At 54.9% G+C, this 15574-nt stretch carries 8 protein-coding genes; 6 read left to right on the top strand and 2 right to left on the bottom strand.

What is annotated here, in order from left to right; genetic code table 11:
* Together FYJ73_RS15700 and FYJ73_RS07935 are read right to left on the bottom strand one after the other, a co-directional pair.
* The coding region (locus FYJ73_RS15700) for a hypothetical protein (RefSeq protein WP_206081729.1) at positions 1-181 on the bottom strand (181 nt) is incomplete at its 3' end.
* A gap of 627 nt (positions 182-808) precedes the next feature.
* The gene (locus FYJ73_RS07935; protein ID WP_154534182.1) at positions 809-1618 is read right to left on the bottom strand and encodes a Cof-type HAD-IIB family hydrolase; all 810 of its coding nucleotides are present in this window, start codon (positions 1616-1618) and stop codon (positions 809-811) included.
* Between the two features lie 328 nt (positions 1619-1946).
* Between FYJ73_RS07935 and FYJ73_RS07930 the strand changes: the two genes are divergently transcribed.
* The 6 genes from FYJ73_RS07930 (at position 1947) to FYJ73_RS07905 (ending at position 15565) form a co-directional block, all read left to right on the top strand.
* Positions 1947-5117, top strand: a complete 3171-nt coding sequence (locus tag FYJ73_RS07930; protein WP_154534181.1) for a SusC/RagA family TonB-linked outer membrane protein — start codon at positions 1947-1949, stop codon at positions 5115-5117.
* A 21-nt stretch (positions 5118-5138) separates the two neighbouring features.
* A complete protein-coding gene (locus FYJ73_RS07925; protein ID WP_154534180.1) occupies positions 5139-6860 on the top strand; it encodes a RagB/SusD family nutrient uptake outer membrane protein in 1722 nt (573 codons plus the stop codon).
* Between the two features lie 64 nt (positions 6861-6924).
* Positions 6925-8763: a hypothetical protein gene (locus tag FYJ73_RS07920; RefSeq protein ID WP_154534179.1), complete on the top strand. Its 1839-nt coding sequence runs from the start codon at positions 6925-6927 to the stop codon at positions 8761-8763.
* A gap of 151 nt (positions 8764-8914) precedes the next feature.
* Entirely contained in the window at positions 8915-11023 is a 2109-nt protein-coding gene (locus FYJ73_RS07915; RefSeq protein WP_206081728.1) for a hypothetical protein, read from the top strand.
* Positions 11024-11118: 95 nt separating this feature from the next.
* The gene (locus FYJ73_RS07910) at positions 11119-12567 is read left to right on the top strand and encodes a cellulase family glycosylhydrolase (protein ID WP_154534178.1); all 1449 of its coding nucleotides are present in this window, start codon (positions 11119-11121) and stop codon (positions 12565-12567) included.
* 49 nt (positions 12568-12616) lie between these two features.
* Complete coding sequence (locus FYJ73_RS07905; RefSeq protein WP_154534177.1) at positions 12617-15565, top strand: TIM-barrel domain-containing protein; 2949 nt, start codon at positions 12617-12619, stop codon at positions 15563-15565.
* Positions 15566-15574: the final 9 nt, after the last annotated feature.

Raw genomic sequence — 15574 nt, 5'->3', positions numbered from 1 at the left:
CATTAAAATCCGCCAGCGATTTCTTTTTTCCAATTTTGGCCTGGTCTGTTTCTGAGTTCCCATAAGTTGCACGCCCCAATAAATGCATATCCGCCCTCTTTTTAAAGGGAGTTTGGCAGCAGCCTCGGTTTATCCCTGCCCTAACCCCCTTGAAGGTAATCATTCCATCCTCTTGTGCCACATTTTTTTATGTCTTTTGCGGGGTTATGGCAGGGATGACCCTTGCTCCTACGGTGGATGACATCCACTTCGCTTTGGTGGTATTCCCCTGTTAACGTCCCTACGGCGGTTGATGTCAATACCGCAGGCGTAGTTTAACTATTTATGATTTAAAAGTTAGGAGTGATCATTTACTGCGTCGACCTGCATTTGCTGAACAGTTACAAATGGGTGGCGCTGTGATAAATTATTACAAAAAGACATTCCTGTACACATGCCTTCTAGAAAAACGAAGGCAGGAAAAAAAAGAAGAAATGGCGATTTGAACCACAAAATCGTAGCCAGCCGTTGAAAAAACATTGAGATGAGCTGAAGAAACAACTTGTTTCATCGGCTCATCTCAGTGTTTTCATCTATAGAAACAACTGAGATGAGCGGTACAAAACAGTGTTTTGATAAGCTTTCCTTTGAAATTGCCGGGCGGAAGCGATGTCTTTAGAACTTAAAAAATGCGCCTATACTTATAACTTGTTGATTTATAAGCGTTTGTAAAAACACCTCTGAAATTCGCGAAATTCGGTGCAAAGGAGGCATTGGCGCAGAATTTTGGCAGCACGTGGGCGGAAAAATGTCAGTTTTCCCGACAAATCTATTTCAGAATAAACTTCTCGACCACGTGTGCAACGCCATCCTCCTCGTTGCTGTAGGTGATGTAGTCGGCCGAGTCCTGTATGTCTTTGGGAGCGTTGGCCATGGCCACGCCGAGCCCTGCGAAGCGTATCATGCTCTGGTCGTTGTAGCCGTCGCCGCAGGCGATGACCTCCTCCCGAGGAATGCCAGTGAGCTCAAAGAGCCGCTCCAGCGAGTGCGCTTTGTCGATGCCGGGCGGCACGCACTCCAGGAAGAAACCGGCAGAGCGGTAGACATCCATCACGCCTTTGAACGTTTCGGCCAGTTGCAGCTCAAGCTCGTGCAGCGGTGCCGGGTCGCCGACGACCAGACATTTGTTGATCGGGTAGCGGATCTGATGGATGAAATCGGTGTATTCCACGATCGGCATCTTGTTGATGAATGCCTCGTGGAGGACATATTTGTTGGCCTTCTTCGTTGCCGCGATCTTCTCGTCCTGGTAGGTGAGCATCTCCATGCCATGCTTCTTGACCGCCTCGTAGAGTGGTGGCACTACCTCAGGGTTCAAGGGTTGGTCAAAGACCACCTTGCCCGTAGCGCAGTCGGTGATGCGTCCGCCGTTGAAGGCAAGGATAAATCCCCGGTAGGTCTTCAGGTCCAGCTCCTCGGCGAGAGCCGTGATGCCATAGGTGGGGCGTCCTGAAGCGAGCACGATACGCACGCCCTGCTGTTCAGCTTTCAGCAGTGCGTCGCGTGTGCGGGGCGTCATCTCCTTCTTACTATTTGTCAGTGTGCCGTCGAGATCGAGCACGATCATCTTGTAATCCATGTGTGTATAAATATGTGTTGTGGCGAAATCTGTTGTTCCGTCCGTTCTATTCTCTCACTTCGCAAAGTTACGCTTTTCTGCTGATACCGTGAAATGCAAGTGCGAAAATATTGGTGTCGTCCCCATATTTATGCTATTCTTGCATCATATCTGTACTTCCGTGGGTCGGTAAATGCCAAATATGTAACATATGTGTACCTATTCTGTAACATGGTTGCAGGCTGTTTCGTTGGGAAAAAGTTAATTTTGCAGTGTCATTCCTAATAACGATCAATACCGGGTAGTCATACCTACATCAATTATTATACATTTAAAAACTAAACGAACCATGCGTAAATCTATCTTATGCAAAATTGCCCTAATAGCATGTTTGCTGTTTCCGGCGATCGGCGTATTGCAAGGCTCAGCCCTCTACGCCAAGATTGTGAAGGGCACGGTCAAGTCAGCCACTGATGGCGAGCCGCTCACGGGAGCGACGGTCAAGGTCGTCGGCGCGCAGACAGGTACTGTGACGGATCTCGACGGACACTTCTCCTTGGAGGCCAATGACGGTCAGACACTTCTCGTCTCCTACATTGGTTTTGTGCAGCAAAAAGTGAAGGTGGCAGGCAACAATCTTACCATTCAGCTTGCCGAAGAGGCCAACTCGCTCAACGATGTCGTGGTCATCGGCTACGGTGTGCAGAAGAAAAAGCTCGTCACCGGCGCCACCCTTCAGGTCAAGGGCGACGACGTGGCCAAGCTCAACACCACCAATCCTCTGCAGGCACTGCAAGGTCAGACCCCCGGCATGACCATCATCTCGCAGTCGGGACAGCCGGGTGAGGGACTCAAGGTCAACATCCGTGGTATCGGCACCACCGGTTCCTCTTCTCCTCTTTATATTATAGACGGCATCCGCGGTGACATCGCTACGCTCAATCCTGCCGACATCGAGAGCATCGACGTGCTGAAGGACGCTGCCTCTGCCGCCATCTATGGTTCACAGTCGGCCAACGGTGTGGTGCTCGTCACCACGAAGAGCGGTAAGAACGGCCGTGCCGTGGTCAGCTTCGATGCTTACAAGGGTTGGCAGAAACCCATCCACAAGGTGAAGATGCTCAATGCCCAGCAGTATATGACCATCATGGACGAGCAGAATATCAACTCCGGCGGCCAGGCCTACGACTGGAAGAGCTACTATACGCAGAAAGACGCCGACGGCAACGTCACCACGTGGGGCATCACAGACCCGACGACCGGACAGATCTATGACACCGATTGGGTGGACCAGATGTTCAAGGACAACGCACAAACCGAGAGCTATACCCTCGGCATCACCGGCGGCAGTGGTCGTGGCAACTACGCCATGAGCCTGGGCTATATGAACCAGGAAGGTATCGTCGGCGGCAAGGATGTCTCTTACTACGGCCGCTACAACTTCCGTGTCAACTCCGAGTACAACGTCATCGACAATTTCCTCAAGGTCGGCGAGCAGGTCTCCTTTATTTATTATAAGAAGCGCGGACTCAACGTCGGCAACCAATACAACAACTCATTGCGCGCCGCCTTTGGCACCTCGCCATTGGCACCGGTCTACAGCGACAACGGCGTGTATGGCAGTCCCTACAACGACACCACCAACAGCCCGTGGTACAACGCCGACGGCAACCCTTACGGCGTGATGATGGTCAGCAACATCAACAAGTCGCAAAACGCCACCTTTACGGGCAATGTCTTCGCTGAGTTCCAGTTCATCAAGAATCTGAAGTTCCGCTCTACGCTCGGCGTGAAGTACGACTCCAACGACTACCGCGGTTTCAACCCGCTCTATCATTTCTCGGTCTACAGCTACAACGACACGCGCACGTCGGCCAGCCAGGGCAAGAGCGACGGTTTTGGCATCACTTGGACCAACACCCTGACCTACAACTGGACGCTTGGCAAGCATTTCTTCGACGCTATGCTCGGCACTGAGGCCTACCGCACCAATGGCAGCAGCCTCTATGCCGCCAACGGTTCCCTGCGTGAGGGCTTCGACACCTGGCCTTATGCCTGGGTGAGCAACGGCACCGCCAAGTCGCAGGAGGAAGGACTCAGCGCCAGCGGGTCGCCTTGGGACGAAGAGCGCATGGTGAGCTACTTCGGCCGTCTGTCGTGGAACTACAAAGAGACTTACATGGCTACGGCCACACTGCGCTGCGACGGTTCCAGCCGCTTTGCCCGCGGTCACCGCTTTGGCTGGTTCCCCTCGGTGAGCGCCGGATGGGTGATGAGCAACGAAAAGTTCTGGAAGCCGCTGGCAAAGGTCGTCGACTACTTCAAACTGCGCGGCAGCTGGGGACAGGTCGGTAACCAAAACATTGGTAACTACATGTATACCGCACCTGTATCCTTCACCAATATCTACTACAACTTTGGTACGACGAAGGGTTCAGCAGCCGACCAGTGGGGCGCCCGCGTGACGCGTCTCGCCAACGAAAACATCACTTGGGAGACCTCTGAACAGACCGACTTCGGCTTCGACGCCCGTGTGCTCGGTAAGCTCAACGTCAATTTTGACTGGTACTACAAAACCACGAAGGACTGGCTCGTGCAGCCGCCTATCCTCGCCACGGCAGGAACAGGTGCACCATATATCAATGGTGGTGACGTGAAAAACATCGGCGTTGAGGTAGGTCTCGGTTGGAACGACCGCATCGGCCGCGACTTCAACTACTTCGTCAACGTCAATGGTGCCTACAACCACAACAAGGTCGGCAATATCCCCAACGAGGACGGCATCATCCACGGACAGGCCAATCAACTCTACGACAACTCTTCGGAGTTCTACCGCGCCAGCAACGGTGAGCCCATCGGATATTTCTGGGGCTACAAGACAGCTGGTATCTTCCAGAACGAGCAGGAGATCAAAGACTGGATCGCCAACGGCAATGGTGTGCTGCAGGCTGATCCCAAGCCTGGCGACGTGAAATACTACGACATCAACCACGACGGCAAGATCAACGATGCCGATAAGGTCAACCTCGGCAACGGTATGCCGGACTTCACCTTCGGCTTCTCGCTGGGCTTCGACTACAAAGGCTTCGACTTCTCCGTGACCGCCAACGGCGAGACTGGCAACAAGATCGTGCAGAGCTATCGCCAAGTGGGGTCCACTACCGCCAACTACACCACAGAGATCCTCGACCGCTGGACCGGTGAGGGAACGAGCAACAAGATCCCGCGCGTGACCAACACCAACATCAACTACCAGTTCTCTGATCTCTTCATCCACGACGGCAAGTTCCTCCGTATCAGCAACATCACGCTGGGCTACGACTTTGCCAAACTCATCCATACGCCTTACATCTCGCAGGCGCGCCTCTATTTCCAGGTGCAGAACGCCTTCACCTTCACGCACTACAACGGCATGGATCCCGAGGTGGGCTATGGTATGGACGGATGGGTCAGCGGTGTGGATCTGGGCTACTACCCACGGCCACGCACCTGTCTGGTCGGCATCAATCTCAAGTTCTAATACCTTTAATCTCAGAAGACAATGAAAACCAAGATATTCACCATCGCCGCCACAGCACTGCTCTCCTTGGGCTTGACTGCCTGCGGCAATGATTTCCTTGATGTCTCGTCAAAGACCGAGACATCTACGGGCAACTATTATAAGAACCAGAACGACGCCGACCGTGCCCTCATCGGTTGCTACGACGGCTGGCAGGGCACCGTGTCACTCGGTCCGACCTTTACTTTCCAGATGGCAGCAGAGTATATGAGCGACGAGTGCTTCGGCGGTACGGGTGCCAACGACGGTCGCAACTCCCAGGTCGTCGACCGTTTCGACATCAGCCAGGAATCTTCACAGACCAACATCTACAACGATCTGTGGGAATACTACTACAAGGCTATCTACAACTGCAACGAGCTTTTGCTCAAGACCGAGGGCACGCCGTGGAGCTCCGACGCCGTCAAGGGCCGCATCCTCGGCGAGACACGTGCCATCCGCGCACTGTGCTATTTCGATATGGTACGCATGTTCGAGCATATCCCCTTGCTCACCACGCCTACCGACGAGAATGTTCCTCAGGCCGATCCCGACAGCGTCTATGCGCTCATCGTCAACGATCTGACCTACGCCGCCGACAATATCCCGGCCAACGCTTACCCCAAGAGTCAGGCTGCTGCCAACGACGGCCGCATCACCAAGTATGCCGCTGAGGCCATGCTCGCCCGTGTCTATCTCTTCTACGACGGCGTTTACAACAACAACGAACGCAAGGAGATGCCCGGCGGACTGACTGCCTCTAAGGCTTTGGCCGGTTTGGAGGATGTCATCGGGAGCGGCGAGTACAGCCTCGTGCCGCAGTTCAAGAACCTCTGGCCCGCTGCCAGCGACAACTGGGTGCAGGACGCTGCCGGCAACTGGACCAACGACTCGACCTATGCCGGCGACGGCAACAGCGAGACGGTGCTGAGCATGAAGTTCAACTATACCGGTGACTACAACGGCAACAGTGCCGGCAACCGCAACATCGTGATGTTCGGAATGCGTACCGGCGGTACGATCTGTGTGCCCTACGGCCAAGGCTGGGGCGGCGCCACGGTGACCACAGCCACATGGAACGACTTCGCCACCGGCGACAGCCGGCAGAGTGCTTCCATCATCAACATGGCCCAGGAAGGCATCACGCAGCTCGATGCCTGGAAGAAGGTGGCCTCTGACCAGCGCGAATACACTGGCTTTACCATTAAGAAATACACGCCACGATCTAAGTGGACCAAGGGCACTGACGGCTCCTGGTCGATGACACACTACTATCAGGGCCTCATGGCGGGTGACTTCCAGAACTCCCAGCCCCAGGACTACGTGCTCATGCGCTACTCCGACGTGTTGCTGATGGCAGCAGAACTCGGCTCGCCGAAGGCTCAGACCTATTTCAATGAGGTGCGCAAACGTGCCTTCACGCAGAGCGACGGCACGCTCAGCAACGGCTACCGCGAGTTGCCTGCCACGGAGAGCAACATCCTCAGAGAGCGCAAGCTCGAGTTCGTTGGTGAGGGCATCCGCTACTGGGATCTACTCCGTCAGGGCATCGACGTGGCAGCCAACACCATTGCCGCCAGTGGAGAGAGAGTCATCTCCGGCGGCAGGGAAGAAACGGTGACCATCAAGGCCGAGAACATCAAGAGCAAACGAGGCTTCTGCCAGATTCCGCTCACGCAGATCCAGCGCTCCAACAACCTGCTCAAACAGAATGCCGGATGGTAATCCTGGGGCAGCAAACATTTTTCTTTCACCATCAACAAAGAATGGACTAAACAGAAAACGCTTTATGAAAATCAATCATTATATCTATGCCTTAGCAGCGGCGGCACTCATGCTCTTCGGCATGGCAGCGTGCTCGCCCGATGACTACGACCTCGGCGACAAGGATGTCACGCCGGCTGATCTCGTCGAAGGACAGGCCTATACCATCACCCACGACGGTCAGAACCCCAACATCGTGTATTTGAAGAGTCAGATGGCCGACCGCTATCAGGTCAACTGGATTGAGCCGCAAGGCCGGTCTCAGGAGAAAGAGGTCACGCTGAAGATTCCGTTTCCCGGCACCTACGACGTGCTCTTCGGTGTGAACACGCGTGGCGGCTATGTCTACGGCGACACTGCTCACTTCACCGTCGATGAGTTCTGTGCCGACTTTGTCAACAACGAGCTCTACACCATGCTCACCGGTGGTGTCGGACAGAGCAAGACGTGGATTCCCGACAACGGAAACTATGGACTCTGCTCGGGCGAGGTATCCTATGGCGATCCCTCGGCCACCAATGCTGAGTGGAACAACTTTACGAGCAACTGGGATCCCGCTGCCAACCACGAGGATGAGTCGGGCAACTTCATGAAGAGTTCTATCACCTTCGACTTGAAGGATGGTGCCAACGTGCAGAGTGTGACTTACGATCCCAATGGCGTTGCCAAGGCTCAGAAAGGCACTTATCTGCTCGATCTCGACAATCACAAGCTCAACCTGACCGACTGTCCGCTGCTCCACTCGCCCAAATGGGACGACCGTCAGGACGCTGTCGGATGGCAAAAAGACATCCATATCGTCACGCTGACCAACAACCAGCTGCGTCTCGCCATCCTTCGCAACCCTGACACCTCCGGCGAGGGCAAGTGGTGGCTCTGCTTCAACTTCGTATCGAAAGACTATGCCGACCACTACGAGGCTCCTGAGGTGGAGGTTTTCCCAACCTTGGAAGACGGTTGGATGGACTTCGTGGAACCGAAGAACGACCGCATCATCACCTACAAGCTCACCGGCTTTGACTGGTACACCAAGGACGGAAAGGCCAAGGGCGTGACGGCCTTCGACGCTATCGACAACCTTGAGGACGTCACCATCGTGATGAACAGCAGCAACCACAGCTACACGTTCACCGCTCCCGACGGCAACGAGACCAAGGGCACCTACACGCTGAGCAAGGATGGCATCTACTCCTTCACGCCCGCGCTGCCCACCTTTGCCATCAGCAAGGACGGACGCGCCGTGATGACCACCAACGAAAGCAGTCTGCGTATCCTCGGATTCGGCCAGGAGACCAACTGCAATCCGCAGACCGGCGGACTGGACAATATCGTGTGGGGAGCACGGGAGTACGACGATCAGGGTAAGTTCTATCAGTACATGGGCTATCAGTGGACTGTCGTGCGCGCCGGTGTGGCCAAGACCTACAAAGGTGGTCTGCACCTCTTTGACGCGGGTTGGACCTTCCAGCAGAGCGACGACGTCTTTGTCAAAGACGGCTCTGACGGTACCTATACCTTCACCATCAACGGCAGTTGCAACAATGTCTATGGTGTCTATCTCGATATAGAGAAACTGCTCGGTGACCATCCTAACTGCGATGTCGTGGTGAAGAGCATTCAGGCCGACGGCAAGGACGTTGCCTTCGACGACGCTGCCATTGACCGGGGAGTCGGTGACAAGGAATCTACTGCACGTCGCTATATCGTCAATCCTTGGGGAGCCTCGGCAGGACTTGCCGCTCAATGCAGCTTCTCCAAGACGTTCTCGGTGACAGTAGAAGTGAAGATGGACGTTGGCGCGCCGTTTGTCAAACCAGACAATGCCAAAGCGCATCATCGTGCCACACGTGGTTCACATAAATAAGGACCGCTCTGTTTTTTTATAGATATTGGATTTAGGCTTCATACATCAAGTTCGGGAGGACAAAGACGACGTGAGTCGTCGGTCCTCCACAGCTTGAGGAACAGCTGACGGTCCAGCATCAATTGTTAGTGTTACTATAAAGCAAGTTATCATGAAATTGAAATATTTTCCCGGACTGATGATGATGGCCACCTCACTGCTGGCCTCTTCGCTCATCATCACTTCCTGTTCCGACGATGACAACTACTCGGTGTCGACCACGCCGATCGTCACCTCCATCACCACGGGCGACGCCGCTGTGACGGCCGTCAGCGCTGCCATCGATGGCACCGTCGATGATCTCTCCTCTGCCGATCCGTCGAGTTATGAGGTCGGCGTGATGTATTCCACAGCCGACGATCCCACCGCCGGCGGCACCAAGGTGCGCGGCTCACTGTCGGCCGACACCATCCGAGCCAGTCTCAGTGGTCTCCACACCGGCACTACCTACCACTATGCCACCTATGTCTGCCTGCAGAACAAGGTATATAAATATGGTGAGGTGAAGACCTTTGTCGCCACGGATGCCAAAGCCGAGACACTCGACGCCACTGACATCAGCTACACCAAGGCTACCTTCTCTGCCTCTTTTTCCGGACTCGAAGGCCTTGGCACGGTGGAGAAAGGCATGAAGATAGGGATGAGCAAAGATCTGCTCTCCGATGCGCGTGACTTTGATCTTACCACAGTGGGCGGGCTGCTGCCCGGCACCACCTATTATTATAAGGCTTTCGTCAAGGTAGGCGACGGATATGTATACGGTCCCGTGAAGCAACTCACCACCAAGACGCAGACGATGGAATATGTCGATCTCGGACTCAGCGTCACGTGGGCGAAGTGCAACATCGGCGCGGAGAGCGAGGAAGGCGTGGGCGCTTACTTCGGATACGGCGACAAGACTGCCGAACAGTATTCCAAGGACAACGCTGACTATTCCACCGGTGACATCGCCAACACGGAACTCGACCTCACCAACAATCTCGACATCGACGGCTCGTTCCCGTTCTATTCTCAGATGCCGACACTCGACCAGGTCAAGGAACTCATCGAGAAGACCAAGAAAACCTTCGATACCGTCAATGGCGTGAAAGGTATCCGCTTCACTGCCAGCAACGGAAACTCCATCTTCCTGCCTTATACCGGTTACCGCGACGGCAAGGAGATCATCAACGACGGCAAGGCTTTTTACTGGACCGGAACCGCAAGCAAGGTCGACGGCAACTATGCCAACACGCTGACCTTCGACGGTAATGGCATCGTGAAAAACGGCAACTCGCTGCGACACTATGGCGTTTGCCTGCGCACCGTACGCCCATATTCCGAGCTCAAGCCAAACGGATCGGGTAAGCTCGATATTGGCGACTTGGAGAAAAACGGGCGTATACGCATTGAGATCTACAGCGAGTACGGTAAGACGAAAGGCAATGCCGTCATCGATCCCGCCTCTATCCGTTTCAGCAACACCATGGCTGTGACCTTCAAGATCAGTGGACTCGACGGCAACTACAAGAGTGGAGCCGCTAAGGAAAACATTGCAGGACTGGAATATGCCGACGCTTCCTGGGATCCGTCTCACTGGTCCGGGCTCACTGGTGACAAGTATGATGCCCGCATCACGGGTGACGGTACCTACACCGTTTGGATGGAGACAGGTGGTGCGACCGCCGATGGTGCTAACGTCTTCTGTATCGACATCAACAATCTCGCCAACGACCTCGTCGATGCGTCGAAGGTGAAGGCTGAGATCGTGAACATTGCGCTCGACACCGACCCCACCGTGGGCATGGACTTCTCCAAGACTGAGTTTGTCAACAAAGACGACAAAGACACCGACGGACGCATCGAGATCTACAGCGAGTATGGCAGTACCAAGCAGAATGGCGTGGACGCCTCTGGCCTCCACTTCGCCGGCAATATGATTGTCAACTTCACGATCAAGGGCATTGACGGAAATCTCAAGGCAGGTGCCGCCAAGAGCTACAAGACAGAGCTGAGCTATGCCGACCCCGACTGGAGTCCCTCTTACTGGGGCGGCAGCAGTTTCGGACGCACAACAGTCACGGGCGACGGCACCTACTCGGTATTTGCTACGCTGCCCGGTGAGTGCCAGGGTGCTGTGGTGTGGTCTGTTGAGCTCTACAACCTGTGGAAGGATCTCGTCGATCCCACAAAGGTCAAGGTCACCATCAACAGCGTGGAGACTCCCGGAAAGCTCCATTAATCTCAGAAAATGAATAATATGGAATGGACTGGCGCGTTATCAATAGTTGCCAGTCCATTCATATACTTGTAATAGGATAATTTGATTTGATCTGTATGAAGAAACTCTATCTCGCCCTGCTCCTTGCAGGCTCTCTCACCACTGCCTTTGCCCAGGATCATCCCGGCATGAAGACGATGGATCTCACTGCCGCACAGATGGCACACTATATGGCTCCTGGATGGAACCTCGGCAACACGCTGGAGGCCGGAAGCTATGACAACAATTTCACAGCCGTCGCCGGTACAGCCTCCGAAACGGAGTGGCAACCGACCAAGACCACGCAGCAGGTCCTCGATGCCGTCAAGGCGCAGGGCTTCAAAAGCGTGCGCATCCCCTGTGCGTGGGTGATGGGACATATTGCTGACAAGGCGGCGATGACCATCGATCCGGCGTGGATGAACCGTGTCAAGGAGATCATCGACTACTGTATCAACGCCGGACTCTATGTCATCATCAACGACCATTGGGACGGCGGCTGGCTGGAGTACGACGGTTTCACCACGGGAGCCGATGTCAGCGCAAAGAAGGAACAGCTCCGAAAACTGTGGACCAACATCGCCAATGCGCTCAAGGACTATGACGAGCGGGTGATCTTTGCCGGACTCAACGAGCCGGGCGTGGGCGGTGGAAGCTCGGATGCCAAAGGCAAGTTGATGCTGACCAACCAGTGGAGTCCGTCCGACGCTGATCTCAAGAAGTTCACAGATCGGCTGATCGAATATGAGAATGTCTTTGTAGACGCTGTCCGTGCTACGGGCGGCAACAATGCCAAACGCGTCCTCGTGGTGCAGGGACCGATGACAAATATTGGACACACGGTGAAGTACTTCGATGCCAGCCGCATCAACGACACGGCCAAGGACCGGCTGATGGTAGAGATCCACAGCTACGACCCGTATAACTTCTGTCAGAACACGGATGCGAAGACGGCCTATTACTATTGGGTGGAACACGGTCCAAAGCGGGCCTCCCACATATCCAACGCGCAGGAGGAACAGTCGATCAAGAACAGTTTCGCCAGTCTCAACGCTGCCTTTGTCGACAAGGGCTACCCTATCATCCTCGGAGAGTACGGTGCCATTCATCGTACGTTGTCCTCTTCGGAGGGCACACAATCCAACCACGACGAGAGTCGGCAATACTGGTATCAATTGGTCACCGCTGAGGCTATGCAGGACGGCGTCATCCCCTTTGTGTGGGATACCAACGCCACGGGTTCCAACACGATGACCATCGTCAACCGTCGCGACGGATCTGTCTTTGACCAGTTTGATTTGGACGGCATCACAGCAGGCGCCAGAGAGGCAAAGGAAGACTACGAGGGTACTTATCCGGCACCGTCTACGACATCCATCAGCCTTGTTTCTGCTGAGAAAAGCAGTGAGGGCACCGTCTATGACCTCTGTGGGCGTGTCGTCAAAAGCCATGTGAGCAATTTTCGGGAGACCAGTCTGCCGAAGGGCATCTACTTGTTTCAAGGTAAGAAATATGTCAAGGACTAAGATGCTTGTCCTTGAGCAATAGCAATACAATCATCATCTAAATACCATTATGCACATTCATCACAAATATCTGATAGCCGCCCTGATGCTGCTCTCCAGCATGGGCTTGTCAGCGGCGTCGTTTACGCGCAGCGGCAACTTTGTCACTGTGGAGGTAGCCCATCCTGGTCCTAATGATCCGCAATGGGTGCGCCTGCAGGTCATCGGCAAGAAGATCATCCGCGTGGAGGCTACCCGCGAAAAGGCTTTCCCTGAGAAGCAGAGTCTCATCATCGTGAAACAGCCACAGCCTGCCTTCAGTTACTCGGTATCGGAGGACAGCCGCGACGTGAAGATCAACACGTCGGCGGTAGTGGCGAAAGTCGACAAGCAGACGGGACTCGTCCGTTTCTACGACGAGAACGGCAAGCAGATCCTCGCTGAGGACACCGGCGGTAAACAGCTTTTTCCCTATACGGTGCCTGAGCGCGAGATTGGGGTGGACAGCCATCTCACTGACGTGCAAAAGCATGGATGGACGTGGCTGTTGCGCTTCGCCGACAACAAAGGCGAAGCACTCTATGGACTCGGACAGCACCAGGCCAACGAGCTGAACATGAAGGGGCTGAACGAGGAACTCTATCAGTACAACACCAAGGTCAGCGTGCCCTTTGTGGTGAGCAACAAAGGCTATGGCATCCTGTGGGACAGCTACAGCTATTGCCGCTTCGGCAACCCCGGTGAGAACCTGCCGCTGAACCGCGCTTTCCGCCTCTATGACAAGAATGGTGTGGCAGGAAACCTTACCGGTACCTACACCGACCGCGACGGCAAGACCATCACACGCGCTGAGGACAGCATCTGCTACGAGGTGAGCCTGCCTGCCTTGGCATTGAAGCGCAACAGCGATGGCGACGTGAGTCATTTGCCTGCCGGTTTCAAGCTCAACGGCGCCCATGTGACCTATGAAGGATACCTCGAGGCACCTGTTGATAACAACTATCATTTCAATCTCTACTACGCCGGATATACCAAAGTGTACATCGACGGCAAGGAGGTAGTGCCCGAACATTGGCGGCAGGCATGGAACCCCAATGCGTGCCGGTTCAACGTTCCGATGAGAGCAGGACAGAAGGTGAAGCTGCTCATCGACTGGTTGCCTGACGGCGATGTGTCGTATTGCGCACTGAGAGTAGCGCCTCCACGCAGTGAGCAACGCCAGCAGCAGTTGACCGTATGGAGCGAGATGGCCAAGGATCTCGACTATTACTTCATTGCCGGAAACACCGTTGACGAGGTCATCCACGGCTATCGCACGCTGACGGGTAAGGCGCAGGTGCTGCCCAAGTGGGCTTTGGGATTCTGGCAGAGCCGCGAGCGCTACAAGACCAGCGGCGACATTGAGCAGACGCTCGCGGAGTTCCGTCGCCGCCATATCCCTGTTGACAACATCGTGCAGGACTGGAACTACTGGGCCGACGACCAATGGGGCAGTCACCAGTTCGAGGCTTCGCGCTATCCCAATCCGCAGGCGATGCTCGACAGCGTACATCAGATGCACGGACGCTTCATGATCTCGGTATGGCCAAAGTTCTACCCCAACACGAAGAACTACCAGGAACTCGATGCCAAAGGATGGATGTATCATCAGAGTATCGCTGATTCCATCCGTGACTGGGTGGGCCCCGGCTATATGAACTCGTTCTACGATGCCTATGCCGAAGGTGCCCGCAAGATGTTCTGGCGGCAGATGGATGAGAATCTCTATACCAAATATCACCACGGTATCGATGCCTGGTGGATGGACGCCTCGGAGCCTAACGTGCGCGACTGCACGCCGATGTGGTACCGCAAGGCTCTGAGCGGATCGACTGCTTTGGGCTCTACGACGGAATATTTCAACGCTTACTCGCTCGTCAACGCCGATGCTATCTACAACGGACAGCGCGAGGTGAACCCCAACCAGCGTGTCTTCCTGCTCACACGTAGTGGCTTCGCCGGTGAACAGCGATTCTCCACAGCTACGTGGAGCGGCGACATCGGCACACGGTGGGAAGACATGCGCGCGCAGATGACAGCCGGACTGAACTACAACCTGGCTGGACTGCCCTTCTGGGGCATGGATCAGGGTGGCTTCTCGGTGGAGAACCGATATGTCAAAGCCCAACAGCTCTACGACAAAACCGGTGAGGAAAACGCTGACTTGAAGGAGTGGCGTGAGTTGCAGACCCGCTGGAATGAGTTTGGATGCTTCATTCCGCTCTACCGCACGCATGGCCAGTGGCCTTTGCGTGAGGTGTGGAACATAGCCCCGGAGTCACATCCTGCCTACAAGGCCATTGTATGGTACGACCGTCTGCGCTATCGTCTGATGCCCTATATCTATTCGCTTGCCGGTGCCGTGCACTTCAGTGACTACACGATGATGCGTGCGCTGGTGATGGACTTCAATGGCGACGATAAGGTCTACAATGTCAAGGACCAGTGGATGTTCGGTCCCTCGCTCATGGCTTGCCCCGTGGCGAAGTACCAGGCACGTAGCCGTGAGGTCTATCTGCCCGCTCAGCGTGGTTGGTATGACCTGCTCTCAGGCAAGCACTACGATGGCGGACAGACCATTACGGCCGACGCACCGCTGGAGCGTATACCGGTCTTTGTGCCCGAGGGTAGCCTGCTGCCACTGGGTCCGGAAATGGAATGGAGTGACGAGAAGCCTGCGGAGACCATCGATCTCTATGTCTTTGCCGGTCGTGACGGCAGCTTCACGCTCTATGAGGACGAGAATACTAACTATAACTACGAGAAAGGACGCTACGCCACCATCCCGATGACATGGAACGAGCGCCAGCATACGCTGACCATCGGTGCCCGCAAAGGTACGTTCAATGGTATGCTGAAGAACCGTAAGTTCAACGTCATCCTTGTCAGTCCGACACATGCGCAAGGCCTTGACATCGACCATGCGGTCAAAGGAAAACTGGTCAAGTACAATGGCAGCCGCGTTGTGGTGAAGCTATAAAGGGCAGAG

Source organism: Hallella mizrahii, assembly GCF_009695775.1.
Lineage (GTDB): Bacteria > Bacteroidota > Bacteroidia > Bacteroidales > Bacteroidaceae > Prevotella > Prevotella mizrahii.
This window is presented reverse-complemented; position numbering and strand designations above follow the sequence as displayed.